The 26963-nt window shown below is 60.3% G+C and carries 28 protein-coding genes and 1 tRNA gene; 6 read left to right on the forward strand and 23 right to left on the reverse strand.

Annotation, left to right across the window (positions count from 1 at the left end):
* Positions 1-9 precede the first annotated feature (9 nt).
* The 5 genes from ACJ8QI_RS13660 to prmB all read right to left on the reverse strand — a co-directional run bounded on the left by ACJ8QI_RS13660 (position 10) and on the right by prmB (position 4383).
* On the reverse strand, positions 10-558 hold the full coding sequence (locus tag ACJ8QI_RS13660) for an elongation factor P hydroxylase (RefSeq protein WP_162215436.1): 549 nt from the start codon (positions 556-558) through the stop codon (positions 10-12).
* A gap of 98 nt (positions 559-656) precedes the next feature.
* Positions 657-1463 carry a sulfite exporter TauE/SafE family protein gene (locus ACJ8QI_RS13665; RefSeq protein WP_025303718.1) on the reverse strand — a complete coding sequence of 269 codons (807 nt, stop codon included), beginning with the start codon at positions 1461-1463 and terminating at the stop codon, positions 657-659.
* A gap of 3 nt (positions 1464-1466) precedes the next feature.
* Positions 1467-2294 (reverse strand): penicillin-insensitive murein endopeptidase, encoded by an 828-nt coding sequence (gene mepA, locus ACJ8QI_RS13670; protein ID WP_038876512.1) that lies wholly within the window; start codon positions 2292-2294, stop codon positions 1467-1469.
* Positions 2295-2299: 5 nt separating this feature from the next.
* Positions 2300-3385: a chorismate synthase gene (gene aroC / locus ACJ8QI_RS13675; protein ID WP_033635387.1), complete on the reverse strand. Its 1086-nt coding sequence runs from the start codon at positions 3383-3385 to the stop codon at positions 2300-2302.
* A gap of 65 nt (positions 3386-3450) precedes the next feature.
* Positions 3451-4383, reverse strand: a complete 933-nt coding sequence (gene prmB / locus ACJ8QI_RS13680) for a 50S ribosomal protein L3 N(5)-glutamine methyltransferase (RefSeq protein ID WP_033648158.1) — start codon at positions 4381-4383, stop codon at positions 3451-3453.
* A gap of 170 nt (positions 4384-4553) precedes the next feature.
* Here prmB and smrB point away from each other — a divergent pair, with 170 nt between their 5' ends.
* A complete protein-coding gene (gene smrB, locus ACJ8QI_RS13685) occupies positions 4554-5084 on the forward strand; it encodes an endonuclease SmrB (protein WP_004936226.1) in 531 nt (176 codons plus the stop codon).
* Between the two features lie 67 nt (positions 5085-5151).
* On the opposite strand, the gene sixA is transcribed toward smrB, so the two are convergent.
* From sixA to ACJ8QI_RS13705, 4 genes are all read right to left on the reverse strand, one after another.
* On the reverse strand, positions 5152-5634 hold the full coding sequence (gene sixA / locus ACJ8QI_RS13690) for a phosphohistidine phosphatase SixA (protein ID WP_004936230.1): 483 nt from the start codon (positions 5632-5634) through the stop codon (positions 5152-5154).
* A gap of 388 nt (positions 5635-6022) precedes the next feature.
* Positions 6023-8188, reverse strand: a complete 2166-nt coding sequence (fadJ, locus tag ACJ8QI_RS13695) for a fatty acid oxidation complex subunit alpha FadJ (protein WP_087763421.1) — start codon at positions 8186-8188, stop codon at positions 6023-6025.
* Positions 8188-9498 (reverse strand): acetyl-CoA C-acyltransferase FadI, encoded by a 1311-nt coding sequence (fadI, locus tag ACJ8QI_RS13700; RefSeq protein ID WP_442532653.1) that lies wholly within the window; start codon positions 9496-9498, stop codon positions 8188-8190. The genes fadJ and fadI overlap by 1 nt, the downstream gene beginning before the upstream one ends.
* 196 nt (positions 9499-9694) lie before the next feature.
* Positions 9695-9991, reverse strand: coding sequence for a YfcZ/YiiS family protein (locus ACJ8QI_RS13705; RefSeq protein WP_197658651.1), 297 nt, complete (start codon positions 9989-9991; stop codon positions 9695-9697).
* Between the two features lie 404 nt (positions 9992-10395).
* On the opposite strand from ACJ8QI_RS13705, the gene fadL reads away from it, so the two are divergent.
* On the forward strand, positions 10396-11718 hold the full coding sequence (fadL, locus tag ACJ8QI_RS13710; protein WP_060419975.1) for a long-chain fatty acid transporter FadL: 1323 nt from the start codon (positions 10396-10398) through the stop codon (positions 11716-11718).
* Between the two features lie 116 nt (positions 11719-11834).
* On the opposite strand, the gene mlaA is transcribed toward fadL, so the two are convergent.
* From mlaA to ccmA, 10 genes are all read right to left on the reverse strand, one after another.
* Positions 11835-12593, reverse strand: coding sequence for a phospholipid-binding lipoprotein MlaA (gene mlaA, locus ACJ8QI_RS13715; protein ID WP_442532654.1), 759 nt, complete (start codon positions 12591-12593; stop codon positions 11835-11837).
* A gap of 28 nt (positions 12594-12621) precedes the next feature.
* Positions 12622-13836 (reverse strand): c-type cytochrome biogenesis protein CcmI, encoded by a 1215-nt coding sequence (gene ccmI, locus ACJ8QI_RS13720; protein ID WP_202669924.1) that lies wholly within the window; start codon positions 13834-13836, stop codon positions 12622-12624.
* The gene (locus ACJ8QI_RS13725) at positions 13836-14303 is read right to left on the reverse strand and encodes a cytochrome c-type biogenesis protein (RefSeq protein ID WP_060419972.1); all 468 of its coding nucleotides are present in this window, start codon (positions 14301-14303) and stop codon (positions 13836-13838) included. The genes ccmI and ACJ8QI_RS13725 overlap by 1 nt, the downstream gene beginning before the upstream one ends.
* Positions 14300-14851 carry a DsbE family thiol:disulfide interchange protein gene (locus ACJ8QI_RS13730; protein WP_033653726.1) on the reverse strand — a complete coding sequence of 184 codons (552 nt, stop codon included), beginning with the start codon at positions 14849-14851 and terminating at the stop codon, positions 14300-14302. Before ACJ8QI_RS13730 ends, ACJ8QI_RS13725 begins: the two co-directional genes overlap by 4 nt.
* On the reverse strand, positions 14848-16818 hold the full coding sequence (locus ACJ8QI_RS13735; RefSeq protein WP_039564915.1) for a heme lyase CcmF/NrfE family subunit: 1971 nt from the start codon (positions 16816-16818) through the stop codon (positions 14848-14850). The genes ACJ8QI_RS13730 and ACJ8QI_RS13735 overlap by 4 nt, the downstream gene beginning before the upstream one ends.
* Positions 16815-17309, reverse strand: a complete 495-nt coding sequence (gene ccmE / locus ACJ8QI_RS13740; RefSeq protein WP_004936264.1) for a cytochrome c maturation protein CcmE — start codon at positions 17307-17309, stop codon at positions 16815-16817. The genes ACJ8QI_RS13735 and ccmE overlap by 4 nt, the downstream gene beginning before the upstream one ends.
* Positions 17306-17542 carry a heme exporter protein CcmD gene (gene ccmD / locus ACJ8QI_RS13745; protein ID WP_004936267.1) on the reverse strand — a complete coding sequence of 79 codons (237 nt, stop codon included), beginning with the start codon at positions 17540-17542 and terminating at the stop codon, positions 17306-17308. Before ccmD ends, ccmE begins: the two co-directional genes overlap by 4 nt.
* A complete protein-coding gene (locus ACJ8QI_RS13750; protein ID WP_004936270.1) occupies positions 17539-18276 on the reverse strand; it encodes a heme ABC transporter permease in 738 nt (245 codons plus the stop codon). The genes ccmD and ACJ8QI_RS13750 overlap by 4 nt, the downstream gene beginning before the upstream one ends.
* A 120-nt stretch (positions 18277-18396) precedes the next feature.
* Positions 18397-19056: a heme exporter protein CcmB gene (gene ccmB, locus ACJ8QI_RS13755; RefSeq protein ID WP_025303731.1), complete on the reverse strand. Its 660-nt coding sequence runs from the start codon at positions 19054-19056 to the stop codon at positions 18397-18399.
* On the reverse strand, positions 19056-19688 hold the full coding sequence (gene ccmA, locus ACJ8QI_RS13760; RefSeq protein WP_060419962.1) for a cytochrome c biogenesis heme-transporting ATPase CcmA: 633 nt from the start codon (positions 19686-19688) through the stop codon (positions 19056-19058). Before ccmA ends, ccmB begins: the two co-directional genes overlap by 1 nt.
* 229 nt (positions 19689-19917) lie before the next feature.
* Between ccmA and ACJ8QI_RS13765 the strand changes: the two genes are divergently transcribed.
* Together ACJ8QI_RS13765 and ACJ8QI_RS13770 are read left to right on the forward strand one after the other, a co-directional pair.
* Entirely contained in the window at positions 19918-20844 is a 927-nt protein-coding gene (locus ACJ8QI_RS13765; RefSeq protein WP_442532655.1) for a formate/nitrite transporter family protein, read from the forward strand.
* 129 nt (positions 20845-20973) lie between these two features.
* Positions 20974-21048, forward strand: a tRNA-Arg gene (locus tag ACJ8QI_RS13770).
* A gap of 93 nt (positions 21049-21141) precedes the next feature.
* Here the strand turns inward: ACJ8QI_RS13770 and ACJ8QI_RS13775 are convergent.
* Both ACJ8QI_RS13775 and ACJ8QI_RS13780 read right to left on the reverse strand, forming a co-directional pair.
* Positions 21142-22251 (reverse strand): lactonase family protein, encoded by a 1110-nt coding sequence (locus ACJ8QI_RS13775; protein WP_442532656.1) that lies wholly within the window; start codon positions 22249-22251, stop codon positions 21142-21144.
* A 185-nt stretch (positions 22252-22436) separates the two neighbouring features.
* Complete coding sequence (locus ACJ8QI_RS13780) at positions 22437-23237, reverse strand: helix-turn-helix domain-containing protein (protein WP_060419953.1); 801 nt, start codon at positions 23235-23237, stop codon at positions 22437-22439.
* Between the two features lie 399 nt (positions 23238-23636).
* Here ACJ8QI_RS13780 and ACJ8QI_RS13785 point away from each other — a divergent pair, with 399 nt between their 5' ends.
* Positions 23637-23876, forward strand: a complete 240-nt coding sequence (locus tag ACJ8QI_RS13785; RefSeq protein WP_336842849.1) for a hypothetical protein — start codon at positions 23637-23639, stop codon at positions 23874-23876.
* Positions 23877-23931: 55 nt separating this feature from the next.
* Here ACJ8QI_RS13785 and ACJ8QI_RS13790 read toward each other — a convergent pair whose 3' ends face one another.
* Positions 23932-24153 carry a hypothetical protein gene (locus ACJ8QI_RS13790; protein WP_004936288.1) on the reverse strand — a complete coding sequence of 74 codons (222 nt, stop codon included), beginning with the start codon at positions 24151-24153 and terminating at the stop codon, positions 23932-23934.
* 1 nt (position 24154) lies between these two features.
* On the reverse strand, positions 24155-25126 hold the full coding sequence (locus ACJ8QI_RS13795) for a YrzE family protein (protein ID WP_038876539.1): 972 nt from the start codon (positions 25124-25126) through the stop codon (positions 24155-24157).
* Positions 25127-25355: 229 nt separating this feature from the next.
* Here ACJ8QI_RS13795 and ACJ8QI_RS13800 point away from each other — a divergent pair, with 229 nt between their 5' ends.
* Positions 25356-26852 (forward strand): PAS domain S-box protein, encoded by a 1497-nt coding sequence (locus ACJ8QI_RS13800; protein ID WP_442532657.1) that lies wholly within the window; start codon positions 25356-25358, stop codon positions 26850-26852.
* The last annotated feature ends 111 nt before the right edge of the window (positions 26853-26963 follow it).

A 26963-nucleotide genomic window follows, 5' to 3' on the forward strand; every position in this document is an offset into this window, starting at 1 on the left:
GCTGTGGCGTCAGTTGAGATCTTCCGGGTACGGAAAATGCTCGGCCGCCAACGGTGGCGTATTGTAGAACGATTGCAACGCCTGAATAAAGCGCGCAGGCCGTGTGGGTATTCCCTGCTCCAGCAGCGCCAATACCCGGGCGCGCACCTTGCGCTGGAACGCGATGCGATCCGGCTCGCAGTCGCCGTTCAGGTTGTCGCAGCTGACGTTGAACGGGAAACCGGCCGCCACGCAGAACATCCATTCCAGCGCCTGCGGTTTGATCTCTACCGCTTCGAATTCACTCTGGGTTTGCGCGTCGCGCCCGTCCGGGCAATACCAGTAACCGAAGTCCACCAGCTGGCGGCGCGCTTCGCCGGCGATGCACCAGTGCGAGATTTCGTGCAGGCCGCTGGCGTAGAAGCCATGGGCAAACACGATGCGGTGATACGGCAGTTCGTCGTCGGCCGGCAGGTAGATAGGCTCGTCGTCGCCCTTCACCAGGCGGGTGTTGTAGTCATCGCTGAAGCACTGATTGAAGATCTCGATCAGCTGTTCATAGCGATGACGGGTCTGCATGTCTGACATAAAAACTCTATAACCACAAAAATAAAGAGGCCATTATACCCGATAACCGATGAGGAGACAGGGGCGCGTAAGCGGCCCCCTCTTCATCTTTAGCCGTGCACCAGGGCGGTCAACCACTGCTGAATTTCCGCGCCGTGATTGTCGTACAGCAGCTTGAGGCTCATCACCAGTGAGACGATCACGATCATCGGCCGAATCAGCTTCTGCCCGCGGGTCAGCACCATGTGCGCCCCCAGACGCGCCCCCAGCACCTGCCCCACCAGCATCACCAGACCGATGCTCCACACCACCTTGCCGCCGATGATGAACAGCGCCAACCCGCCGACGTTGGAGGTGAAGTTCAGCACCTTGGCATGCGCCGTGGACTTGGCGAGGTTAAAACCGCACAGCGTCACATAGGCCAACGCGTAGAAAGACCCGGCACCGGGGCCGAAGAAACCGTCGTAAAACCCGACGCAGCCACCGGCCACCAGCCCAAACGGCAAGGCCCCGAGGCGGCGTTGACGATCTTCCTCACCCAGCCGCGGCATCAGCAGGAAATAGAGGCCAATGCCGATCACCAGCAACGGCAACATCTGCCGCAGCAAATCGGCGCGCATATGCTGCACCAGAATGGCGCCGGCGATCGAACCGATCAGCGTCAGAAATATCGTCAGCTTTTGGTCGTTGAGGTTCACCGCACGCCGACGAATAAAGTACAGGCTGGCGGAGAAGGAGCCGCCGACCGACTGCAGTTTGTTGGTGGCCAGCGCCTGCGCCGGGGGAACCCCCACCGCCAGCAGGGCCGGTACCGTCAGCAACCCACCGCCGCCGGCGATGGAATCGATAAACCCCGCCAGCAGCGCTACCGCAAACAACACCCCGAGCATCTCGGGGCCAATGACAAACCAGTCCATGTGTTATTCCGCTGAGAAATGGTGATCCAGCAATGCCTGACAGGTCGGCGGTAACGGCGGCGGCACGGATTTGCCCGGCTTGGCGTTAGGCTGATGCGGCACGAACCAGCTCGCCAGTTCGGCGCCGCAGCCGTCGCCCGGCGGCGGCGTATCCTGCTCCTGGCACTCCAGGCTGCCGGCTGGGCAGCGCAGGCGCACGTGCATGTGCGCACGATGGCCGAACCACGGGCGCACCTTGTGCAACCAGGCGCGATCGGCGCCGGCATCCAGGCACAGGCGCTGCTTGATCGCCGGGTTGACGAAGATGCGTGTCACCTCCGCGTCCTGCGCCGCCAGCTTGATCAGCGACTCAATTTGCGGCTGCCATTGGCTGGCCACCACCTGTTTGCCGTCCCCTGATACCAGGTCGATCGGCTGTGGTTTCAGCAATTGCTGCGCGCTCCAGCGTTGGCGCGGCAGCTGCAGCCAGATGTCGACGTCGAGCCCCGACTGGTGGCTGGCGTGGCCGCTGCTGAAGCGGCCGCCGGCCGGCATCGCCATGTCGCCGATCAGCACCGTGCCCAGCGCTTTCTGGTTCGCCTGGCTGCTGAGGCGCTGAATAAACGCCAGCAGATCCGGGTGGCCGAAATAGCGGCGCTGGTCGGTACGCATCACCTGGTAGTTCGGTGAGTTCAGCGGCAACGGCTGCGCGCCGATGATGCAGCCGTTGGCGAAACCGCCCACCGCCTGCGGCGCGCCGGCCACCGGGTGATCGATTTTCTGCCACGGCGTCAGCGCCATGGCGGAGGCGGAGGCCGTCAGGGCCACCAGGCCCAACATCCAGTTTTTCATGGCGATTACCAGCGAGGCACGTCGGAAACCACATCACCGTTTTGCGCACGCTGACGCAGCAGGTGATCCATCAGCACGATCGCCATCATCGCTTCGGCGATCGGCACGGCGCGGATGCCCACGCACGGATCGTGGCGACCGCGGGTGACCATTTCCACCGCTTCGCCCTGGCGATTGATGGTGCGGCCCGGCACCATGATGCTGGAGGTCGGCTTCAGCGCCAGATGCGCCACCACCGGTTGGCCGCTGCTGATGCCGCCGAGAATGCCGCCGGCATGGTTGCTCTGGAAGCCTTCCGGGGTGATTTCATCGCGGTTTTCGCTGCCGCGTTTGGTCACCACGGCAAACCCGTCGCCGATCTCCACGCCTTTCACCGCGTTGATGCTCATCAGCGCATGCGCCAGATCGGCGTCGAGACGGTCAAATACCGGCTCGCCCAGGCCAACCGGCACGTTTTCTGCGATCACGCTGACCTTGGCGCCGATGGAGTCGCCCTCTTTTTTCAGCGCGCGCATCAGTTCGTCCAGCGCTTCCAGCTTGTCCGGATCCGGGCAGAAGAACGGGTTCTGCTCGACCTGGTCCCAGTCTTTCAGCTCGCAGGTCACGTCGCCGATCTGCGCCAGATAGCCGCGTACCTGCACGCCGAACTTCTGCTGCAGGTATTTCTTGGCGATAGCGCCCGCCGCGACGCGCATGGCGGTTTCACGCGCCGAAGAACGGCCGCCGCCGCGATAGTCGCGCAGGCCGTATTTCTGTTCGTAGGTGTAGTCGGCATGCCCGGGACGGAACACGTCTTTGATGGCGCTGTAGTCTTGTGAGCGCTGATCGGTGTTCTCAATGATCAAACCGATGCTGGTGCCGGTGGTCACGCCTTCGAATACGCCGGAGAGAATGCGCACCTGATCCGGTTCGCGGCGCTGGGTGGTGTAACGCGAGGTGCCCGGACGACGGCGGTCCAGATCGTGTTGCAAATCGGCTTCGGTGAGCGGAATGCCGGGCGGCACGCCGTCGACGATACAACCCAGCGCCACCCCGTGAGATTCACCGAAGGTGGTGACGCGGAAAATCTGCCCAATACTGTTTCCTGCCATCACGGCTCCTTACCGTTAGTCTTTTATCGTTATGAGGCCCGCCGTGCGGGCCCTGGAAATGCGGTTTAGCTGCGGTAGAGGCTGAAGTGTTCCTTGCAATCCACCAGCTGCTGTTTGGTCAGCATGAACACGCCGTCGCCGCCGTTTTCGAACTCCAGCCAGGTGAACGGAATGTCCGGATATTGATCCATCAGGTGTACCATGCTGTTACCCACTTCACAAATCAGCACGCCGTCGTCGGTCAGGTAGTCCGGCGCGCAGGCCAGGATGCGGCGCACCAGCTTCAGGCCGTCGCTGCCCGCCGCCAGGCCCAGCTCCGGCTCAAAGCGGAACTCCTGCGGCAGATCGGACATGTCTTCCGCATCGACGTACGGCGGGTTGGTGACGATCAGATCGTATTGGATCGCGGGAACGTCGCGGAACAGATCGGAACGGATCGGGATCACCTGATGTTCGACGCCGTGCGCCTGAATGTTGCGCTCGGTCACCGCCAGCACCTCGCTGGAGATGTCCACCGCGTCCACTTCCGCCTCCGGGAAAGCGTAGCCGCAGGCGATGGCGATACAGCCGCTGCCGGTACACATGTCGAGGATATGGCGTGGCGGGTGTGGGATCAGCGCGCTGAAGCGATCGTTGATCAGCTCGCCGATCGGCGAACGCGGCACCAGCACGCGCTCGTCGACGTAGAATTCCATGCCGCAGAACCAGGCCTTGTTGGTCAGGTAGGCGACCGGGATACGCTCGTTGACGCGGCGGATCACGCGCTCAACGATGCGATGGCGCTCGCTGGAGGTCAGACGGGCGGTGTGCATGTCCTCCGGAATATCCAACGGCAGGAACAGGCTTGGCAGCACCAATTGCACCGCTTCGTCCCACGGATTATCGGTTCCGTGACCATAGTAGATATTGGCGGCGTTGAAACGGCTTACCGTCCAGCGCAGCATATCTTGAATGGTGTGCAGTTCGTTCACTGCTTCGTCGACGAAAATTTTGTCCAATTTGCCCTCCGGCAGGCGCTGTGTTTCATGATTTAGCCGCATAGTTTGCCATGAAGCCCGCGACAAATCACGCTTGCCCCTCGCGCTTTTCATTCTGGCCCGAGTTTTGCGTCGACAGCGCTCGTTCACAAGGTAAACTAGCGAAATAAACGATTTCCGGTGAATGAAGCATGAAGAACAAGCCCCCTCTGAGCAAAGACGAACAACAGCTCTTCAGAGAGTCGGTGGCGGGCGCGAAAAAGCTGCGCCAGGACACCATCGTCCACCGCCCGCCGAAACCCAAGGTCAAACAGATTGCCCCGCAGCGGCTGCTGCAGGAGCAGGTCGATGCCAGCTATTATTTTTCAGATGAATACCAGCCGCAGCTGGAAGAGGAAGGCCCGACGCGCTACGTGCGCCCCGGCAGCAGCCCGTATGAGCTGAAGAAGCTGCGACGCGGCGATTATTCGCCGGAGCTGTTTCTCGATTTGCACGGCCTGACCCAGCTGCAGGCCAAGCAGGAGCTGGGGGCGCTGATCGCCGCCTGCAAACGCGAACACGTGCACTGCGCCTGCGTGATGCACGGGCACGGCAAGCACATTCTCAAACAGCAAACGCCGCTGTGGCTGGCGCAGCATCCCGACGTGCTGGCGTTCCACCAGGCGCCGAAGGAATGGGGCGGCAACGCCGCCATCCTGCTGTTGGTGGAGCTGGCCGAGTAGACCCGCAGAAACGACTCAGGGCGATGTCAGACATCGCCCTGAGTTTATTCCGCACCGCATCCGCGGCTCACACTTTGGCCATCACCTGCGACGGGCTGACCTGCCATTCAAACTTGCCGTAGCTGCCGTCCGCCGGCAGATCGACGTTGGCAATCGCCGAGGTCGCGAACATCGGCGGGCACTCACCCGGGCACAGTTCGGCCACCAGATAGCCCACCAGCGGCAGGTGCGACACGATCAGCACCGAGCTCACCCCCTGCATCGCCAGCGCCTGCAGATAGCTGCCGACCTGTTCGGCGTTGCCGCCCGGCGTCAGCTCGGGCAGCACTTCTTCGCCCTCCGGCAGCGTCAAGGCTTCACGCACCGTCGCCAGCGTCTGTTCGGCCCGCAGATAGGGGCTGACCAGCACGCGTTCAATATCCACAGACTTGGTGTTCAACCAGGCCGCCATCTGACGGGACTCGTCGCGGCCGCATAGGGTAAGGGGCCTTACCGCATCGCTGGCTGCCTCGAGCGCCGCCTCTCCGTGACGCATAATCAAAACTTGCATATTGCACCGCTGTTGTTGACAAAGTAACGCTATACAGAAACGCCGTGCGTGCTGTACCGCCGAGTTTTACAACCCAAAGCCAAAGCTTTAAAACGATAACGCGCCGTCTCTTTATGGCGGCCGGGCATTTTGCCTGAAAGTTTGCGTAAAGAAAACGCTGTTTTTTACAGCAATCCTCTCCGGGCAAACCTCGATTGCTCACAGAACAAGCAATTCAACGGGTTAAATTTTAACCTTGCCGCCATGAAATTTATTGATGGCGGTCAAGCTAACTTACCGCTGCCTCCGCCTCGCTGTACAGCCTCACCGGCTGACGCTGTTGCAAGGAGTGATGGCGATCACAACGCGGCCCTGTTGCAACTATAGTGCAAATCGGGCCGCCCTGCGTTCAGCTCCCCAGCGGGTAAAAGCGCTCGCCCTGCTGCGCCATGCGCTGCAGGCGTTCGCACGGGGCGAAGTGCTCGCCGTGCTGCTGACGCAGGTAGTCCAGCGTCTTCACCACTTTCTCGGCGCCGAGTTCGTCCATATAGCGGAACGGGCCGCCGAGGAACGGCGGGAAGCCGATGCCAAACACTGCGCCGATGTCGCCGTCGCGCGCGCTGCGGATCACGCCTTCGTCCAGGCAGCGCGCCGCTTCGTTCAGCATCATCATCACGCAGCGTTGAGCGACGGTCGCCGGCAGCATGTGCGCCTTCGGCGTGACGCCGAGCAGCGTATACAATGAGGTATCCGCACGTTTGCGCCGCTGCCGCTGCTGCCCTTCGCTCGGGTAGAGATAGAAGCCGCGGCCGTTCTTGCGCCCTTTGCGCCCGTCTTTCAGCACCGCATCGAACGCAGCCGGCGCGGCGAAGCGCGGCCCCAGCGCCTCGACCAGTACCGGGATGATCTTGGTGCCGACGTCGATGCCCACTTCATCCAGCAGGGTGATGGGGCCGACCGGGAAACCGAAGTCCACCAGCGCCTTGTCCAGCGACTCCATCGGCTCGCCTTCCAGCAGGCAGCGCGCCGCTTCGTTGATGTACGGCGCCAGGATGCGGTTGACGTAAAAACCGGCGCTGTCGCCCACCACAATGGCGGTCTTGCCCTGCTTGTGCGCCAGCGCCACGGTTGTGGCGATGGTCTCTTCGCTGGTGCCGGCGTGCGGGATCACTTCCACCAGCGGCATCTTGTCCACCGGGCTGAAGTAGTGCAGGCCGATCACCTGCTGCGGCCGCTGGGCTTTTTCGGCGATGCGGCCGATAGGCAGCGAGGAGGTATTGGAGGCGAACACGGTATGCGGCGCGCAGTTTGCTTCGACCTCGGCCACCATCTGCTGCTTCAGCGCCAAATCTTCAAACACCGCCTCGACCACGACATCCACCTGTTCAAAGCCGGTGTAATCGGTAGAGCCGGAGATCAGCATCATCTGTTTTTGCCGCTCGGCCGGGCGCATGCGCTTGCTGCGCACCCGCTTGCCGAGCACGTCCCAGCTGTATTTCAGCGCGTGATTGATGCCGGTTTCATTGATGTCTTTGATCCGAACCGGCAAACCGCCGCGGGTGGCGGTGACGCAGGCGATGCCGCCGCCCATCAGACCGCCGCCGAGAATGCCGACGCGGTGCAGGGCGCGCGGCTGAGCATTGCCGCCCCGCTCTTTTTTCAGCGCGGTGGAGGCGAAGAACAGGCTGCGCAGCGCCGCCGACTGCGGCGTCATCGCCAGTTCGCCGAAGGCGCGCGCTTCGGCCTCATAACCGCTGGCGCTGCCGTGATCCAGCCCGGTGCGCACCACCTGAATGATACGCTCCGCCGCCGGGTAGTTGCCGTGGGTTTTCGCCAACGTTTTCTTGCGCACGATGCTGAACAGCAGATTTCTGCCCAGCGGGCCGTTGAGCAGGCGATCCTGCCACGGCAGCTCGCGCTGATGTTTCCAGCCCTGTTTCACCCGCTCGATAGCGGTCTGCAACAGAATCGACTGCGGCACGGCGTCATCCACCAACCCCATGCGCAGCGCCTGGCGGGCACGAATGTGCTTGCCGGTCAAGATCATGTCCAGCGCCTTGGCGGCACCGACCAGGCGCGGCAGGCGCTGTGTACCGCCGGAGCCCGGCAGCAGGCCCAGCTGCACTTCCGGCAGCCCGAGCGCGGTTTTGTCATCGAGCGAACAGACGCGGCCGTGGCAGGCCAGCGCCAGTTCCAGCCCACCGCCCAGGCAGGCGCCGTGAATGGCCGCCACCACCGGCACCGGGAACGCGGCGATCTGCGCCAGTGTGCTCTGCCCTTTCTTGGCCAGCGTTTCCGCCTCTTTGGCGCTGGTGCAGGCAGCGATCATGGTTATGTCGGCGCCGGCGATAAACGAGTCCGGCTTGCCGGAAACGATCACCAACCCTTCCAGCGCGGTATGCTGTTGCGCCCGGATCAGCACGTCGTTCACCTGTTCGACGAACTCGGCCTTGAGCGTGTTCACCTTGTCGCCCGGCACGTCGATGGCGATCACGCCGATGTTGTCGGGGCGAATCGTCAGCTGAAAGGCCGACGGTTTGGCGCGCTGTTCATGCAATGCGTTTTCAAAGCTCATCATTCCACCTCCACGATCATCGCGGCCCCTAACCCGCCAGCGGCGCAGGCGGTGGTCAGGCCCAGCCCGCCGCCGCGGCGTTTCAGCTCATGCAGCGTCTGGGTGATCATGCGCGCGCCGGTGGCGGCGAACGGGTGGCCATAGGCGATGGAACCGCCCAGAACGTTGAATTTGTCCATGTCCACTTCGCCGATCGCCTGGCTGCGGCCAAGCTTCTCGCGGGCGAACTCTTCGCTGGCGAACATCTTCAGGTTGGCCAGCGTTTGCGCGGCGAAGGCTTCATGCATGTCGATGAGCGTCAGATCGGCCAGGCCGATACCGGCGCGATCCAGCGCCAGCGGCGTGGCGTAGGAAGGCCCCAGCAGCATGTCTTCCCACACGTCGATGGCGGCGAAGGCAAAGCTGCGCAAATAGCCCAGCGGCTGCAGCCCCAGCTCTTTGGCGCGCGACTCGCTCATCATCAACACCGCCGCCGCGCCGTCGGTCAACGGTGTGCTGTTGGCCGCGGTGACGCTACCGTGCTTGCGATCGAACGCCGGTTTCAGCTTGGCGTAGGACGCCAGGCTGGAATCTTTGCGGATGTTGTTGTCTTCAGAAAGCTGCGCGCGGTACGGCGGTACGTAGGCGGTCATCACCTCATCGCGCAGCCACCCCTGCTGCCAGGCTTTGGCCGCCAGCTCGTGGGAACGGTGCGCCAGCGCATCCTGCGCCTCGCGGGTGATGCCGTGGCTCTTCGCCATCTGCTCGGCGGTATCGCCCATGCGCAGTCCGGTGGAATACTCCGCCACCGCCGGTGGCACCGGCATCAGATCGCGGAATTTCAGCCGGCTGAACAGTTTGAGACGCTGCGACAGCGTACGCGCCTTGTTGACGTCCACCAGCGTGCGTGCCAGCGCCTTGCTGACGCCGATCGGCAAAACGGAAGAAGAGTCCGCCCCGCCGGCGATGCCGACGCTGATGCTGCCGGCCATGATGCTCTCCGCCACGTTGGCGATTGCCTGGAAGCTGGTGGCGCAGGCGCGCGACACGCTGTAGGCGTCGGTATGGACGCTCATGCCGGTGCCCAGCACGATTTCACGCGCGATGTTCGGCGCCTCGGGCATTTGCACCACCTGGCCGAACACCAGTTGTTCGATAAGCTGCGGATCGATGCCGCTGCGCGCCAACAGCTCGCTCACCGCCGTTTTCCCTAAATCCACCGCCGGAATGCCGTGATAGGCAGTCGCCTGTTTGGCAAAGGGGGTACGCAGTCCATTCACAATCGCAATGCGGTCACCATAACGGGTCACCAACGGCAGTGGCTTACTCATAAATGCTCCTGAAGAAAATAACGTCAGCGCAATGGGCAGAAAGAGGTCTGACCTGATGAGGTCATTGTTAACCAAACGGTTACATTTGGCAAACCGGCAGAGATCAAAACTGCGAGCAGGCGCACTTTCTATCGGGGGCGGTGTGGGGAAGGCAATCCCCGACGCGCGGCAGGCGGCGCCGGGGGTAAAGCGGGGATTAACGCAGGCCGAGCTGGAAGATCAGGGTTTCCGCCTGGCAGGCGAAGGTGAAATCGGCCTCCAACTGCACGCCGCCGTCAACCGGTTTAATGCTACTGCTGATGTCACAAGGGTCGGATTCTACCGCGCGCGCCTTTTCGCTCAGGGCGGCCAGCATGGCTTGCGCATCTTGTTGATTGCTGAACACCTGGCTGTAGGACGCGGTGCAATCGGTGTTATCCATCACGGTGCCGACATCCACGCAGCAACACGCGGCGGTTTCCTGGGCGCTGCATTTATTAATTGCATCTGACATGATTGGTTCTCCTCAAGGGCCTCGGTTATCAGCCCAAATTGCCGTTTTACTCACCGGCACAAAGCCACAAAATTCTGCAGGTATTTTACGCTTCCGCGCCGGCAATCACTAGCACTTACTTTTACTGGGTGTTTTAAGTGATGGAAATCACAAATAAAAATGAGCGCCTGCTAAGGAATGGTAAGAATTTTGTTATTTACCGCTGGCTTTTTGTTAAGCAGATCTCTTTTTTGATATCAGGTTGGAAATATTTCAAAAACAAACTTGCAACATTTTCACAGGTCAGACCTATACTTCAGCCACTGGTCTGATTTGTCTGAATGATAACGGACCCTACAATCCCGCGCTCCTTGTTACCTTGCGTAACATAGTTTAAATAATAAACACATAATGAGGTTTTGGTCATGAGCCAGAAAAACCTATTGACTAAATCAGCTCTCGCAGCTGCAGTGGCAATTATTTCTTCAAACGTGTCTGCCGCAGGATTCCAGCTGAATGAGTTCTCATCAGCTGGTTTAGGACGTTCGTATTCTGGCGAAGGCGCCATGGCGGATACGGCGGCCTCCGCGAGCCGCAACCCGGCGTTGCTGATGATGTATACCCGTCCGGAACTCTCTTTCGGCGCAGTCTTCATCGATCCGGACGTCGATATCAGTGGCCAATCCCCTTCCGGCGCCAGCCTGGATGCGAAAAACATCGCGCCGACCGCCTGGGTGCCGAACCTGCATTATGTTCACCCGATTAACGATCAATTCGCCGTAGGCGGCTCGGTCACCAGCAACTTTGGTTTGGCGACCGAATACAACAACGGTTATGCGGCGGGTTCCATGGGCGGCAAAACCGATCTGGAAACCCTGAACCTGAATCTGAGCGGCGCTTATCGCCTGAACAAAAACTTCAGCTTCGGTCTGGGTTTTGACGCCGTCTACGCCAAGGCTAAACTCGAACGTTACGCCGGCGACCTGCCAAAATTGATCGCCGGTTCAGGCAAATTGCCGCCACAGTTGGCCGGCCCGGTTTCGCAGATCCCGGCAGATACTCAAATTTCTCACCTGAAAGGCGACGAATGGGGCTTCGGCTGGAACGCCGGTATTCTGTACGAAGTGGATGAAAACAACCGTTACGGCTTCACCTATCGCTCAGAAGTGAAAATCGACTTCGACGGCGATTACAAAAGCAGTCTGCCTTCAGCCTTCAACCCGCTGCTGGCCTCTCAAGGTCTTCCGTGGGGTACCAACGGCACCACCATTCCGGGTTCTCTGAGCCTGCATCTGCCGGAAATGTGGGAGCTGTCCGGTTACAACAAAGTAGCGCCGCAGTGGGCTATCCACTATAGCCTGGCCTACACCAGCTGGAGCCAGTTCCAGGAGCTGAAAGCCACCGGCAACAACGGCCAGACCCTGTTCCAGAAGCATGAAGGCTTCAAAGACGCTTACCGCATCGCGCTGGGCACCACCTACTTCTACGACGACAACTGGACCTTCCGTACCGGTATCGCTTTCGATGACAGCCCGGTGCCCGCCCAAAACCGTTCGATCTCCATTCCGGATCAGGACCGTTTCTGGCTGAGTGCCGGTACCACCTATGCGTTCAACAAAGATGCGTCGGTCGACGTCGGCGTGTCCTACATGCACGGCCAAAAAGTCACCATCAACGAAGGCCCTTACACCTTCACTTCCGAAGGCAAGGCCTGGCTGTACGGCGCCAACTTCAACTACCGCTTCTAATCTCGCTTGAGAAAGAAGCCAAAGCGCCCCTCGGGGCGCTTTTTTTTGCCCGCCGCTTGCCGCCGGCATAAAAAAACCCGCCTGACGGCGGGTTTTCATTGGCGTAACGCCCGTGATTACTGCGAGTCGATCTCGTCCAGTTCGCCCTGAATCGCCTTGGCGTTCGGGTTCTCTTCCGGCTTGAGCGAACCGCCGTTGGCGATGAAATCGTGGCGCTGGAAGTAAGCTTCGCGCACCATGATGTAAGGATCGGAAGAGTTGCGCAGCAGACCATCGGAATCCAGCAGCTGGGCGCGGGTTTCGATCCCCTCGACCACCCACTTGCCCGCCGACATCCAGAAGGTCAGGTAGCTCAGCATCGGATACAGCGTATCCGCAAAGTCGCCGCCGTCTTCACGCAGGGTAAAGCTGCCGTAGCCCGGCAGCATCACGTACGGGCCGTAACCCACATCGTAATGCCCCAATGTGCTGCCGAAGCGATTCGGTTCTTCGCGCGCCAGTTTCGGGTTGGCCATACCGGCCACGTCGATCAGGCCGCCCATCCCGAGCAGGGTGTTCAGGAAGAAACGGTTGAAGTGGATCATCCCGCGGTAAGGATCGCCCTTCAGGAAGGCGTTGACCATGCTGGCCGGTTCTTCCAGGTTGGAGGTGAAGTTGCTGATGCCGTTACGCGCCGGCATCGGCACGTAGTCGCGCCAAGCCACCGCGACCGGGCGCAGGATATAAGGATCCAGGACGTTGTAGTTGAAATCGAACATCGTCCGGTTAAATCCTTCCAGAGGATCGGAACGCCCTTGCGGCTCGTTGTCTGGCGCGCTGGCACAGCCCACCAGTAATACCGTTGCGAATGCCACCCCAGTCAGGCGAAAATTCATATTTTTCTCCATAAAAACACGTTCGGTCTTATTTTTCAGCGACCTGCTTGTTTATCTGAACGCTAACCTGCTCTTTACCGCTGAATGTCTGCAGCGAGCTTTCGCCGAACCAGTCCCCCGGCTGCGGCGTGGCCAATCCGTCCTGTGAGAGGCGCACACGCACCTGCACCTGATGCTGCGCCGAGAGTAAACGCTCGGGCATCATGGCGTTGCTGTCATCCAGCGAGAAAGACAGCGGAAAACGGCTCAGCGGCAATTGTTTTACCGCCACCGGCACCGGGCTGGCGCCGTCGGTGACCGAGATGACCAGCGTCCCCTGCGGCGGCAGGGCTTTCGCCGCCTGCGGTGACAGCGAAACGGTCACATTGAGTTTAACAGTTTCTCCGCCGGCCTGGGCTTTTGCTTGTGCAATGCTGCGCTTTATCACTTCCGCGCGCGGATCGTTGGCCGGCAGCAGCTGCAGCATCACCTGCCAGGCGCCGATCGCCTGCTTGAAATCGCCCTGTTCGAAGGCATTGAACGCCAGCAGGCTCAGCACCCGCGGATCGCCGTGATTTTCCGCGATCATGCGCCGCAACAGCTGCGTCGCCTGCTTGTTATCCTCCGGATCGTTGGAGCGCGTCAAGACCTCGGCATAGCCGAGCCGCACTTCCAGACTATTCGGATCCAATTGATAAGCATGGGCAAACGCCTGTGTAGCGGTGGTGGCGTTGTTCAGCGCCATGCCGACCCGCCCCAGCATCATCCAGTCGTTGATGTTGCGATCGTCCTGCTGCAGCGCGGTGCGCAGCCCCAGCCCGAGGCGAGCGATCTCTTCCATGCTCAGCGGTTTGGCGCGCTCATTGGCGACGCGCTCGCGCAATTCCGGCATTTGCGCCTGCACCAGGCGCCAGTCCAGCACCTGCGCCAGCCCGCCGGTTTTCAGATAAAAGCCAACGGTCACCGCCAGCAATAACAGCACGCCCGGCACCAGCGCCCAGCGGTTGATCGGCTTCGCCTGCGCCGCCTGCTCGACGGGAATGTCGTTCAGCAGGTTCTGTTGCAGCTCTTTCACCAGCTCGGGGCGCTCGGCCACCACGCCTTGTTGCTCGTCCTGCTCCAGCTCGCTGAGGCGATCCTGATAAAAAGCCTTGTTCAACGCATCGCGCGTGGCGGCGCTCTGCTTGCCGTGGCGCATCGCCGGCACCACCAGCAACGCGGCGGCGCCGGCCAGCAACACGCAAATAATCAGCCAAAAAGCCATTAGGGTTTCTTCCTGTCAGTCTCTTGCAACAGCGCCGCCAGGCGCTGCCGTTCCCGTTCGGAGAATTCATCGTCCACCACCGCGCCAGGCCGGCGACGGGTGCGCAGGATCACCACCGCCCCGCCGATCAGCACGAACAGCAGCGGGCCGATCCACAAGATCAGCGTCGCCGGCGTTACCGGCGGCTCGTAGGTGACAAAGTTACCGTAGCGCGCCACCATGTAATCGATGATCTGCTGCTTGCTTTGCCCCTGCATCATCAGCTCGTACACCTTGGTGCGCATGTCGGCGGCGATGATGGCATTGGAATCGGCAATGCTGTTGTTTTGGCATTTCGGGCAGCGCAGCTGTTCGGTCAACTCGCGATACTGCTGCTCCTGTTCGACGGAGTTGAAGCGATAGGTATCGATCGCCGCGGCAGCGCTCCAGCTCAGCAGCGCGGCGCACAGCAGGACAATCAGCCTCATGCCTCACCCCCGTACTTTTTATACAGCGGCAGCACTTCCTGCTGCCAAACGCGCTCATTCATGTCGCCGGCGTGGCGATAGCGAATAATCCCCTGGCCGTCGATAAGGAAGGTCTCAGGCGCGCCGTAGACCCCGAGATCCAACCCCAGCATGCCGTCGCCGTCGTACAGGCTGAGGGCATAGGGATTGCCGAGGGAATTCAGCCAGGTCACCGCCTTGGCGCGATCGTCTTTATAGTTCAGGCCAACCACCCGCACGCCGCGCGCCGCCAGCGTATTGAGATACTGGTGTTCCGCGCGGCAGGTCGGGCACCAGGTGGCCCAGACGTTAAGCAATATCGGCTTGCCGTCGCGCAGCACCGCCTGATCGTAGGTTTTGCCGGGCTGATCCAGCGATTCCAGCCTGAAGGTCGGCACCGGTTTGCCGATCAGCGCCGATTCCAGCATGGTCGGATCTTCGCCGCCGGCGTTGCGCGTCAGTTGCACCATCAGCGCCGCCACCAGCAGCAGGAAGAGGACCAACGGGATAAACAGCAGCTTACGATTCATGGTTGCGCCTCCAGCTTGCCTTCGCGCTTGAGTTTTTTGCTCATGCGGTAACGCGGGTCGAGGATGCACAGCAGGCCGCCGATCGCCATAAAGACGCCGCCGAACCAAATCCAGCGCACGAAGGGTTTGTAATACAGGCGTACCGCCCAGGAGCCGTCCTCCAGCTCCTCGCCCAGCGCCGCGTACAGATCGCGGCTGAAACCGCCGTCGATCGCCGCTTCGGTCATCATGCTGCGCGCCACGCTGTAGTAGCGTTTCTCCGCGTGCAGCGTCGCCTCCGGCTTGCCGTTGCGCGTGACGTCGATGATGCCGACGCCGCCGCTGTAGTTCGGGCCGCGAATGTCGTGCACGTCGCGGAACACGAAGTGATAGTTGTGAATATCCACGCTGTCGCCGGCCTTCATCCGCACGTCGCGCTCCACGCTGTAGTTCTGGCTGAAGGCGATGCCGATCACCGTCACCGCCACGCCGAGGTGGCCGAGCACCATGCCCCAGTGGCTGCGGGACAGCTGGCGCAGGCCGCGCCAGAAACCGTGACGGTGGGTAGCGCGCTCATGCAGCTCCATCAGCGTCAGGATGATCACCCACAGCGCCATGATCAGGCCCACGACCGTCATGCCGGCGATGCTGTCCTGCAGCAGCCACGGCAGCAGGATTGACAGCACCAGCGTCGCCAACAGCGCCACGCCGAGGCGGCGCCACAGCTTGCTCGGCTCATCGCGGCGCCAGCGCACCAGAGGTCCGATGCCCAACAGCAGCGCCAATGGCGCCATCAGCCAGGTGAACATGGTGTTGAAGAACGGCTCGCCGATCGAGATGCTGCCCAGCCCCAGCTGTTTGTGCACCAACGGCAGCAGCGTGCCCAACAGCACCACCAGCATGGCGGCGATCAGCAGCACGTTGTTGCCCAGCAGGAAGGTCTCGCGCGAGAAGGTCTCGTGCTGCACCCGGCTGCGCACCTGGCCGCCCTTGACCGCGTACAGCAGCAGCGAACCGCCGATCACGATCACCAGATAGGCGAGGATAAACATGCCGCGCGCCGGATCGGAGGCGAAGGAGTGCACCGAGACCAGTACGCCGGAACGCACCAGGAAGGTGCCCAGCAGGCACAGCGAGAAGGCGGTGATCGCCAGCAATACCGTCCAGGCTTTGAACGTGCCGCGTTTTTCGGTCACCGCCAGCGAATGCATCAGCGCGGTGCCGGCCAACCACGGCATAAAGGAGGCGTTTTCCACCGGATCCCAGAACCACCAGCCGCCCCAGCCCAGCTCATAGTAGGCCCAGGCCGATCCGAGCACGATGCCGAGCGTGAGGAACACCCAGGCCGCGGTGGTCCACGGGCGTGACCAGCGCGCCCAGGCGGTGTCGAGCCGGCCGGCCATCAGCGAGGCGATGGCAAACGCAAAGGCGACCGAGAAGCCGACATAGCCCATATACAGCAGCGGCGGGTGGAAGATCAGGCCGATATCCTGCAGCAGCGGGTTGAGATCGCTGCCGTCGATCGGGAAATTCGGCAGCGTGCGGGTGAACGGGTTGGAGGTCATGATAATGAACAGCAGGAAACCGGCGGTGATCATCCCCATCACCGACAGCACCCGCGCCACCGCATCCTGCGGCATCGCCCGGCTGCACAACGCCACCGCCAGCGACCAACAGCTCAGCAGCAGCACCCACAGCAGCAGCGACCCCTCATGCGCCCCCCAGGTGGCGGCGATGCGGTAATACACCGGCAGTTGGGTATTGGAGTTGGTGGCCACGTAGGCGACGGTAAAATCGTTGACCACGAAGGCGTGCACCAGGCACAGGAACGCCAGCGCAATCGCGGCGAACATGCCGTAGGTCAGCGGGCGGGCGACCGCCATCATGCGGCTGTCTTGCCGCGCCGCGCCCCACTGCGGGTAAATGCTCAGCAACAGCGCAATCGCCAGCGCCAGGCACAGCAGAAAACTGCCCAGTTCCGGCATCATGACTTGGCGCCCTCCGCCTGCGGCGCGTTATACGCTTCCGCCGGGCCTTTGTGGTTCTCTTTCATCGCGTCGGCCACTTCCGGCGGCGTGTATTTCTCGTCGTGTTTGGCCAGCACTTCGCGCGCATTGACCACGTTGCCCTCGCCCAGCACGCCCTGCGCCACCACGCCCTGCCCTTCGCGGAACAGGTCCGGCAGAATGCCGGTGTAGGTCACGCCGATCGCGCCGCGCGCGTCGTAAATCTTGAAGCTGACCTGCAGCGTATTGGGATCGCGTTTCACCGAGCCCGGCATCACCATGCCGCCGATGCGCAGCCGCTGGCCGACCTCGGGCTTCTCATGATTTTCGCCCTTGCCCTGCAGGATTTCACCCGGGGTATAGAACAGATCGATGTTGGAGCGCAGCGCGTACAGCATCAGGGTCGCGGTCAGCGCGATGCCGATCAGCACAACGATCGCCAGATAAAGGCGGCTTTTACGACGTGGATTCACAATGATTTCTCCCGCGGTGCGGCGGATTTTTGTTTTGATTGCTGCGCATGGCGAATGCGCCGCTCGCGCGCCTGACGGCGGCCGATCTCGGCGAGCAACTGCCGCCGTTGCCAGACGGTGTGCGCCACCAGCCCCAACAGCGAAATCAGCGTGGCGGCGACCGCCAGCCAAACATAGAAGGCGTAACCGCCCATGGCGAAAAACGCCGACCAGGAATCGAACGCGGCATTCATGACTGACGCTCCTTATTCACCAGCCCGGCGACCCACGGGCGCTGGCGCTCCTGGAACAGGATCAGATTGCGCAGGCGCATCAGCGTCAGCGTGACGAACAGCAGCAGGTAACCGAGGATCGCCCAGCGCAGCGGGGTGCGCATGCTTGGCGCGATAGACTGCTGCATATTGGTCGAGCCCTGATGCAGCGTATTCCACCATTCGACCGAAAAATGGATGATAGGGATATTCACCACGCCCACCAGCACCAGAATCCCGGCGGCGCGGCCCGCCAGACGGCGGTCTTCAAAGGCGTTGTACAGCGCGATGACGCCCATATAAAGGAACAGCAGCACCAGCTCGGAGGTCAGACGCGCATCCCACACCCACCAGGTGCCCCACATCGGCTTGCCCCAGGCGGAGCCGGTCACCAGCGCGATAAAGGTGAACACCGCGCCGATCGGCGCCATCGCCGCCACCACGGTATCGGACATTTTCATCTGCCACACCAGGCCGATAAACGCCGCCACCGCCATCGAGGCGTAGATACCCATCGACCACATGGCCGCCGGCACGTGAATATAAATGATGCGGAAGCTGTCGCCCTGCTGATAATCCTTCGGCGCGAAACCAAAGCCCCATGCCCAGCCCAGCAGCAGGCAGGCCGCCGCCGCCAGCCCCAGCCAGGGGATAAAGCGGCCGCAGACGTGATACAGCCGTTCAGGCCGCGCCAGTTGATGTAACCATTTCCACATTGTCGTCAGTGCTCACGGTAATTTTTATGCGTCGGCCGCCCCGAGCGATCGAAACGGCGAAAATCTTCTGCGGGGTACGCTCTTGTCGGCCTTGCCCCGTCTGTTCATTCAATACGTTAGCTAGTGCACGCTCACTCGCAGCGCCGCCGCGGTGGCAAACGGTGCCAATGTCACGCTGCCCGCCAGCATCGCGCCGAGTATCGCCAGGTAACCGTCGATCGGCATGCCCATCGAGGCGGCGTCGATCGCGCCGGTGGCGAAGATCAACACCGGGATATACAGCGGCAGCACCAGCAGGCTGAGCAGCACGCCCCCTTTGCGCAGGCCGACGGTCAGCCCCACGCCGATAGCGCCGATCAGGCTCAGCGTCGGCGTGCCGAGCAGCAGCGTCCCCGCCACCGCCAGCCAGGTCTGCATATCGAGCGACAGCAGCAGCGCCACCAGCGGCGACAGGATCAGCAGCGGCAGACCCGTCACGACCCAGTGAGCACACACTTTGCCCAGCACCGTCATCGGCAGCGGCGTCGGCAGCAGCAACAGCTGCTCCAGCGAGCCGTCGAGGAAGTCGTCGCGAAACAGCCGCTCCAGCGACAGCAGCGAGGCCAGCAGCGCCGCCACCCACACGATGCCCGGCGCAATGCGCGCCAGCAGCTGCGGCTCCGGGCCAATCCCCAACGGAAACAGCGTGATCACAATCAGGAAAAACCACAGCGGGTTGACGATCTCCGAGCCTTTACGGCAGGCGATCTTCAGTTCGCGGCGCACCAGGGTCAAAAACATCACAGGCTCCCCGCGTCATGTTCCGCCAAACGAACTTTACCTACCGTTTGGCTGACGCCGGCCAAATCCTGATGGGTGGTCAACAATACCATGCCGCCCCGCTGCGCATGTTGTTCAAAAAGGCTAATCAACTCGGCTACGCCCTGTTTGTCGATCGCCGTCAGCGGCTCATCGAGGATCCACAGCGGCGCCGCGCTGAGCCATAGCCGCGCCAGCGCCACGCGCCGCTGCTGCCCGGCGGACAGCTGCGCCACCGGCAGATCTTCGTAGCCCACCAGCCCCACCTGCTCCAGGGCGCGCCAGATGGCCGGATGATCGGTTGTGCCGCGCACCGCTTGATAAAACTGCAAATTTTCGAAGGGCGTCAATACGGCTTTGATGCCGGGCTGATGGCCGATAAACAGCAAATCTTGCTGGTAACCCGCACGATCGCGCAGCGTGCTGCGCCCGCGCCAGCACACCTCGCCGCCGTCCGGCCGCGCCAGACCGGCGAGAATGCGCAGCAAACTGGTTTTACCCGCGCCGTTCGGCCCTTCTACCTGAATGATATCGCCCGGCTGAACTGAAAAGCTTAGCTCGCTAAACAGGATGCGCTCATCACGCACGCAACTCAGACTTTTGGCTTCCAGCATCGGGGAACTCATATTTTTCTTTGGGATAGCGAATCATAGCATAAGCCTTTCCCCGCACGCAGCCCGCGGCGGGCGCGCCGACGGGCCAATATGGCGAGCAGGATCAAGAATGCGTGGAAAAAATCGGCGGATTTTAACTCTTGTTACCTTTTTCTGTATTTCGCCGCATTTGGGCCAGGCAACTACGCTTAATGACGTGAACTCACCCTTAATGAGCAGGAGCGACAGCATGAGCGAGCAGCAGCGCCAAGAGCACGAGCCGGATGAGACGATGCAGGTAGAGAGCGAGGAGCAGGAACAGGGCAAGCGCGAAATCGAAGTCAGGGAAGAGAATCTACCGTCGCGCGCGGCAGCGGTGCATGAACAGATCCGGATGGAAGGCGAAAAAGAGCTGGAGCGCGACGGACTGGCGCTGCTGTGGTCGGCGATCGCCGCCGGGCTGTCGATGGGCGCCTCGCTGGCGGCAAAAGGCATTTTCCACGCCCGCCTGCCGGACGATCCCAGCCGCTTTTTCATCGAGAACCTCGGCTATACCTTCGGTTTCATCATTGTCATCATGGCACGCCAGCAGTTGTTTACCGAAAACACCGTCACGGCGGTATTGCCAATCATGCATAAGCCCACGCCGCGCAACCTGCTGATCCTGCTGCGCCTGTGGGGCGTGGTGCTGCTCGGCAACCTGATTGGCACCGGGCTGGCGGCGCTGGCGTTTACCCATATGCCGCTGTTCGACGCCGAAACGCGCGGCGCTTTCGTCAGCCTGGGCGAAGAGGTGATGCGCCATACGCCGGGAGAAATGTTCGCCAACGGCATCCTGGCCGGCTGGATCATCGCCACCATGGTGTGGATGTTCCCGGCCGCCGGCGCGGCGAAAATCTGGGTGATCGTGCTGATGACCTACCTGGTGGCGATTTGCGATTTGACCCATATCGTGGTCGGTTCGGTCGAGATCCTGTATCTGGTGTTCAACGGCGCGATTGGCTGGCAAGAATTCATTTACCCGTTCGCCCTGCCGACGCTGGCGGGCAACATCATCGGCGGCACCTTTATCTTTGCGCTGATAAGCCACGCGCAGATCCGCAACGATTTGAGCGCCAAAAACCAGGCCGCGCGTCGGCAAGAGAAAAAGCGGCGCCACGGCGGGGAAAAACCGTGATCGCGGTCGGTTAGCCGAGGAAATTTCGGCGTGAAATGGCGAGGTATTGAGCAAACGCGCCGCTAAGCGCTTATTCTGCGGGTAAAAAAAGGTATAATGCCCCGGCAGCTTCGGTTGCCGGCCCGCAGCGTCCCCGTAGTTAAACGGATATAACAAGCCCCTCCTAAGGGCTAGTTACTGGTTCGATTCCAGTCGGGGACACCATTCTTTCTTATCACGCCATTCCCCATCATCTGCACCCGCAATTCCCCTTTTCCCCTGTTCAGACCCGGTTTCTCACGCGCCTTATGATGGGCATTAATTGAAAAACTTAATATCCGTCGGCGTTGAAATCGTCGCCGCCTGCCCTCTGGCCTGCAACTCGCCCTTTTCATCATCGAAATCGAACAGCGTCACGCTATTGGTGAATACATTCGTCACATAGAGATGGTTACCGCCGGCATCGAAAGCGAGCGCACGCGGCTCAATGCCGCCGGCCTCATAGCGCGTCGGCACGCCTGGCAGACCGTCCCTGCCTATTTTTAATACCAGCAGGTGGTTATCGGTACCGCGATGGGTGGCAATAAGATATCTGCCGCTCGGGCTCAGGATAATGGCCCCACCGCTTTTCGCCTCCGCCGAATCGAGGCCGCCGTTCAGTTTCACTTTCCCTTGCCGCGTCAATCGATTGTCGTTAACGGCAAACGCCTCGATCTCGCCCGCCATTTCGGTGATGACATAGGCATAGTCGCCTGCCGGCGAGAACACCATGTGCCTTGGGCCGGCGCCGGGCGCAAAGGCGACATCGCGCGAAGCATCCGCCTGCAACGGCTGCGCGTTATCCGAACGATAGCGGTAGGCGTGCAGCTTATCGCCGCCGAGATCCGCCGCGTACAGGTATTGGCCATCGCGGCTGAAGGTGGTGGAGTGCGCATGCCCGCCTTCCTGGCGCCCCTGTACGATGCCGGAGCCGGGCGTAAACGGATAATGCTGTACGCGTTCACCCAGCCTGCCGTCGCTGCCAATCGGCAATACCGTCACCCCCGCGCCGCCTTTGGCGACGGAATAGTTGGCGATCAACAGAAACTTGCCGTCCGGGCTGAGGGTGGCATGCGTCGGCTGCCGACCCGCGCTGCTCACCGTATTCAGCACCCGCAGGCTGCCAGCCTGGTCTATCGCCAAGGCGGTCACCGTTCCCGCGTCCTCCTCATTGGTGGCATAGGCGAAGCGGCCATCGCGGGATGTGACGATCCACGACGGGCTTTCCATTTTAATGGCATCGAGCAGCGTTAACGTGCCGTCGCCATTAACCGCCAGACGATAGAGCCCTTCACTGGGGCGCGTCGGTTTCTGCACCATTGGCGCATCCGGAATATGGGTCCAGGTGCCGACTAACGCTATTTGATGCTGTTCCCGATTATTTGCCATCGCATTTCCTGAAAACATGAAGAGCGTTAATGCCAGCGCTAATTGAATAGCCTGCCTGCCTAAACCTTTAACGTTCACTCTGCCAAAGGCAGGCAACGTTAAAGGTAGCATAAAGAGCGCGCGGCGGTGTTTATTAATCGAGCCAGAGGATTTTTCTTTACTCATGATGCCTCCTTTCCTCAACACTACGCCACAGGAATAAGTATATCGACATTGATGATCTTACTGTTTAAATGCTCGTGTCTGTATAATTCGATGAAAAAGCTCTCCCTCATTTTGACATTAATAGCCGGCAGATGGGCGTCATAGATACCCTCAAAAAAGGCAATATACTCAGGTAGCTCCCCGATAAAGGGAATGACAATATATTTCCCCATGGGTATATAGAAGTTAAATATGGAATGAAAAACCTCTTGCTCCTTGCCGTTGGCATGCGGCCGCCCCCCTTTTCTTTTTTCTACGCTATAAGCCCTCCCATTTTTACTTAGCCATTTATCATTCGTCTGGGTAATGTCACTGGCATCTCTGTACTTCCTGACGGAGTGGAAAATCAATGCCTTGTACTGCTTCAACATGTCGATGTCATCCGGCATGACCGTATGATAAAAATAGGGTTTATTGTCGCTGCCATACGGTGGGATCTGGGTGGAGAAATCCCATCCCCGGCTGTTCCTAAAGCTGTTGGGCGTTTCGCCAAAGAAACGTTTGAATGCCCGCGTGTAGCATTGCTGAGAAGCAAACCCGGATGCCAGGGCAACATCCAATATGTTACCTTGATGCTGTTTGAGCAGGACAGCGGACCGGCTCAGCTTTCTATTCCTGATATAAGTCCCTAACGTAATGCCAAAATAATGTTTAAATAACCGCTGTAAATGCCATTTAGAGTAACCCGAGATAATGGAAACCTTCTCAACGGAAAGCCCCTCTATAATATTTTTCTCCATATACTCCAAGACCTGTACAAGAATATCCTTTCTATAATCCATGAGCGCTCCCTGCCTTTATAAAGATTGTGTCCTTTTTATTAAAATCGTTAACCTCTCAAATCAAGTCATTAAGATTAATCCTAAAAAAAATCACCCTGTCAATGCAATTTTTACGGCATAGGAAAAGTCATCATATAAATAACTGAAAATGATCATGTTATATAAATACGCTTGCGAAAAATCCGTGAATAAAAAATGCGCCACGCAAAGTGCATCCATTAAAGATGCATTTGCCCCGCCAGGGTGAATCACACTTTATGTTAATTGTTTTATCTTTAAGTGTTTTTTTACGCTCCACGGGCATGGCCGAATAGGAATTTCATCATCACAAATTAAATCGTGTTTTATTGTTTGGCCGGTTGATAAAACTATTGAGCCGAATACGAAAAAGTATGAACGGTGGCGAAGGAAGATGCGGCGGATAAGCGCAAGATCTTAACCCTGGGCCCGATAATCACAGATCGTCATTGCAAGTTTCTTTTTTATCTTCTCCCGCATGGTGAAGAATCGACGTTTCAACAAACCCTGTTCGATGCCCTATTTTCCCTCCATGTCAATGGGAGCGCCACTGGTGCCCTGCTGAACCGCCTCCCCTTCCCTCGTAACAGTGCCGCGTCTGCTTGTGCCACGCTTTATTGACCAAGCGCAGCAAAAAGCCCGGCTCGCAAAGCCGGGCTTTTCATTCACGGGCTGCTCAATCAGCCAGGTTGTCGATCTCTGCGGACCTGTGCTTACGCAACAGATACAGCAGCAAAGACACCCGCCGCTCGGTGCGTTCCGGGGTATCCGGCGGCAGGTTGTAGCGCAGGGTATAGCGCTCGTTGTTCTCGTTGCAAAAATCGATGACGAGCACGGGCGCAGAGGCCCCGGCTACTTTTCGATAATTCAGCGAAATGCACGACAGGTTTTTTTTCATCTCAACTTACCGCGAGGGTGCGGCGAGTTGATTCGGCAATCCGCCCCACGCCGGCGCTCAGCGCGGCGCCCAACAGCAGCACCAACAGCGACCCCCATGCGGCGCGCGACAGCTGTTTAGCCGCTTCATCGGCCGCTTCACGCGCTTTCTGCTCGGCCTCAGCCTTGAGTTTCTCCACTTTCTGCACCGCCTGCTGGTAAGCCTGAGCGTAGTTATCGACGATTTGGCTCGCTTCATCACGGCTCTTGCCGGTGCGCGCCGCAACGATATTCACCAACGCATCCTTATCGGCCGCGCTCAACGTCGGCTCACCGGACTGCTTGACGCGGTCGAACCACTGCTTGAGCTCGGAGGCGGCCCGCGCCGGATCGGCCGCCGCGTCCATGGCCGATTGCTTGCCGTCGGCGGTCGCCCTATCGGCCTTCTGTTCCAACCGAGCCGGATCCAGTTCTGGCTTGCCGGTCTGCTTGAGCGTGGCGTTCAACTGGTTTTCCAGGCTTCCCCAGTCAAGGCTGATGCCCTTTTTATCCAGCTGTTGCTTGAGGCCTTCGCCCACGTTTGGCGCTGCCGCCGCCAGGCCGCTGCCCGCCAGCGAAAGCCCTTTGCCCACCGCGCTGCCCGCCAGCCCCACCACGCCACTCGCCAATGAAACCACCAGCCAGGTGGTCAGCAAGGTGGTGATCGCCCAGCTCAGCAGGCCATGCAAGCCGCCGCGATTCGGTGCGGTGCGGCCGGCGACGAACGCGCCTGCGGCCAGCGAGGCCAGCGTTGAAACCAGCAGCCAGATCCCAGTGCCGGTGCCAAAGCCGCTCAGCGGGTTGCCCTTTTGCATCATATCCACGGCCTGGGCACCGACAGCCGTACCCAGCACGCTGAAGATCAGATAAGTCACCAGCGCCACGGCACTCCCGGCCAATATCGAGCCCCATGACACCTGAAACGCAAAGCGATTTGATTCATAGACAGTGGTCATCGTTGTTCCTTATATTTTCTGGACAAGTGATTGCACGCACGGCGGATAACCGCGCAGACAAATCCAGTCTGCCGCGCGGCATCGTCGGCCGTCCCGGTTCATTTGCGCCAGAATGACTAGTGCATTCACACCCTGCGAATACGCACGTTATGCACTAAGCTGCTCAGCGAGTAGCGTAACCCGCGGCCCCCTTCAGAGGCCGCTCCCCCTTCTGTCTAGCGGAGAGCACATGAACCCATCCGTCCTGGCCAGCGAAACCCACCGCGGCCACCTGCAGCAAATCATCTCCGGCTTGTCCGACGGCGTGATCCTGACGGATACCGATCAAACGCTGCTTTGGGCCAACGAAGCCGCCTTGGCCATGCATGGCGTGAGCCACCAGAAAGCCCTGGGGGCCAATGCCGACGAGTACGCGGCGCGGTTTGCCCTGCGTTATCGCAACAACCACCCGCTGGCGCTGGAACAGTACCCGCTGAACCGGGTTGCCGATGGCGAGACCTTCACCGATGTGGTGGTGGAAGTTCGGCAGGTCGACGATCCGGACAGCTTCTGGGTACACCGCCTGCGGAGCCTGATTATCACCGATGCACAGGGGCAGCCGGAGCTGCTGGCGCTGATCCTGAGCGACGCGACGGAGTGGGCCAGCGCCGAACAGCGCTTTGAAAAAACCTTCAACGCCAATCCGGCGCCGGCGGTCATTTGTCGGCTAAGCGACCTGCGTTACGTCAAGGTCAATCAGGGGTTCCTCGATATGACCGGTTACCAGCGTGAACAGGTCATGGGGCGTTCGGTCTATGAACTCGACGTGTTGGAACAGGCTGAGCACAAAGAGCTGGCGATTCAGCGCCTGGGGGAAGGCGCAACCATTCCGCAAATGGAGGCCGAGCTGAAACTGCCCGGTGGCGGAAGCAAGCTGGTGGTGGTTGCCGGCCAACCGCTGGACATCAATGAAGACGACTGCATGCTGTTCACTTTTACCGATCTCGAGCCCCGGCGCCTGGCGGAATCGGCGCTGCGGGAAAGTGAAGAGCGGTTCGCCAAGGCATTTCGCCTGAGCCCGGTGCCGACGTTGTTGTGTACGGCGCACGAGCGGCGCGTGCTGGACGTCAACGAAGCCTTCACCCGCACCACCGAGTACGACGCCGAAGCCTTGATCGGCAAAACGGTCGATGAGATCCAATTTATTGACGATCCCGAGGCGAACCGCCGTTTGTTTGCCGCGCTGGAAAAAAGCGGTAACGTCGAAGGACTGGACATCCGGGTACGCAAGAAAGGGAGCGAGCCGATCGACTGCGTGGCCTCGGCGGATGCCGTCAGCATTCACAATGCGCCCTGCTACCTGCTGGTGCTCATGGACATTACCGAACGCAAACGCTCGGAGCTGGAGCTGGTGAGCGCCATCGAAGAAGTGATGCAGGACGCTTCCTGGTTCAGCCAAACCTTGATTGAAAAACTGGCCAACGTGAAAAGCATCAACCGGCCCGACCAGACCGGATTTAACGCCAGCGATCTCACGCCGCGCGAGCGCGATGTGCTGGAATTGATTTGCGAGGGGCTGCCGGACAAAAAAATCGCGGCGCGCCTCAATCTGGCGCTCAACACCATTCGCAATCATGTCGCGACGGTCTATTCCAAACTGGGCGTGCATAGCCGCAGCGAAGCCATCGTCTGGGCCAGGGAGCGCGGTCTTTTTACCGGCGGGTCGGCCACCAGGAACGGCAAGTAGCCTGCAAATGCACTATCCGTACCGATGCAAACGCCCCTTATAGGCACAACGTGAAGTGCATAACATGGAGGTGCAAATGCAGGCTTTCGCCCTGTGCGGAAGCCAAACGGA

The organism is Serratia sp. CY84636 (genome assembly GCF_052166245.1).
GTDB lineage: Bacteria > Pseudomonadota > Gammaproteobacteria > Enterobacterales > Enterobacteriaceae > Serratia > Serratia nevei.

Excerpts from the sequence above, each read along its gene's own strand:
- ccmI (WP_202669924.1), bottom strand. The coding sequence starts at position 13,836 with ATGGCTTTTTGGCTGATTATTTGCGTGTTGCTGGCCGGCGCCGCCGCG.
- fadL (WP_060419975.1), top strand. The coding sequence starts at position 10,396 with ATGAGCCAGAAAAACCTATTGACTAAATCAGCTCTCGCAGCTGCAGTG.
- ACJ8QI_RS13800 (WP_442532657.1), top strand. The coding sequence starts at position 25,356 with ATGAACCCATCCGTCCTGGCCAGCGAAACCCACCGCGGCCACCTGCAG.
- sixA (WP_004936230.1), bottom strand. The coding sequence starts at position 5,634 with ATGCAAGTTTTGATTATGCGTCACGGAGAGGCGGCGCTCGAGGCAGCC.
- fadI (WP_442532653.1), bottom strand. The coding sequence starts at position 9,498 with ATGAGTAAGCCACTGCCGTTGGTGACCCGTTATGGTGACCGCATTGCG.
- ACJ8QI_RS13750 (WP_004936270.1), bottom strand. The coding sequence starts at position 18,276 with ATGTGGAAATGGTTACATCAACTGGCGCGGCCTGAACGGCTGTATCAC.
- ACJ8QI_RS13765 (WP_442532655.1), top strand. The coding sequence starts at position 19,918 with ATGAGCGAGCAGCAGCGCCAAGAGCACGAGCCGGATGAGACGATGCAG.
- ccmD (WP_004936267.1), bottom strand. The coding sequence starts at position 17,542 with ATGAATGCCGCGTTCGATTCCTGGTCGGCGTTTTTCGCCATGGGCGGT.
- ACJ8QI_RS13725 (WP_060419972.1), bottom strand. The coding sequence starts at position 14,303 with ATGAGGCTGATTGTCCTGCTGTGCGCCGCGCTGCTGAGCTGGAGCGCT.
- ACJ8QI_RS13735 (WP_039564915.1), bottom strand. The coding sequence starts at position 16,818 with ATGATGCCGGAACTGGGCAGTTTTCTGCTGTGCCTGGCGCTGGCGATT.
- mlaA (WP_442532654.1), bottom strand. The coding sequence starts at position 12,593 with ATGAATTTTCGCCTGACTGGGGTGGCATTCGCAACGGTATTACTGGTG.
- ACJ8QI_RS13660 (WP_162215436.1), bottom strand. The coding sequence starts at position 558 with ATGCAGACCCGTCATCGCTATGAACAGCTGATCGAGATCTTCAATCAG.
- ccmA (WP_060419962.1), bottom strand. The coding sequence starts at position 19,688 with ATGCTGGAAGCCAAAAGTCTGAGTTGCGTGCGTGATGAGCGCATCCTG.
- ACJ8QI_RS13780 (WP_060419953.1), bottom strand. The coding sequence starts at position 23,237 with ATGGATTATAGAAAGGATATTCTTGTACAGGTCTTGGAGTATATGGAG.
- ACJ8QI_RS13775 (WP_442532656.1), bottom strand. The coding sequence starts at position 22,251 with ATGGCAAATAATCGGGAACAGCATCAAATAGCGTTAGTCGGCACCTGG.
- mepA (WP_038876512.1), bottom strand. The coding sequence starts at position 2,294 with ATGAAAAACTGGATGTTGGGCCTGGTGGCCCTGACGGCCTCCGCCTCC.
- smrB (WP_004936226.1), top strand. The coding sequence starts at position 4,554 with ATGAAGAACAAGCCCCCTCTGAGCAAAGACGAACAACAGCTCTTCAGA.
- fadJ (WP_087763421.1), bottom strand. The coding sequence starts at position 8,188 with ATGAGCTTTGAAAACGCATTGCATGAACAGCGCGCCAAACCGTCGGCC.
- ACJ8QI_RS13790 (WP_004936288.1), bottom strand. The coding sequence starts at position 24,153 with ATGAAAAAAAACCTGTCGTGCATTTCGCTGAATTATCGAAAAGTAGCC.
- ACJ8QI_RS13665 (WP_025303718.1), bottom strand. The coding sequence starts at position 1,463 with ATGGACTGGTTTGTCATTGGCCCCGAGATGCTCGGGGTGTTGTTTGCG.
- ccmB (WP_025303731.1), bottom strand. The coding sequence starts at position 19,056 with ATGTTTTTGACCCTGGTGCGCCGCGAACTGAAGATCGCCTGCCGTAAA.
- aroC (WP_033635387.1), bottom strand. The coding sequence starts at position 3,385 with ATGGCAGGAAACAGTATTGGGCAGATTTTCCGCGTCACCACCTTCGGT.
- ACJ8QI_RS13730 (WP_033653726.1), bottom strand. The coding sequence starts at position 14,851 with ATGAATCGTAAGCTGCTGTTTATCCCGTTGGTCCTCTTCCTGCTGCTG.
- ACJ8QI_RS13705 (WP_197658651.1), bottom strand. The coding sequence starts at position 9,991 with ATGTCAGATGCAATTAATAAATGCAGCGCCCAGGAAACCGCCGCGTGT.
- ACJ8QI_RS13795 (WP_038876539.1), bottom strand. The coding sequence starts at position 25,126 with ATGACCACTGTCTATGAATCAAATCGCTTTGCGTTTCAGGTGTCATGG.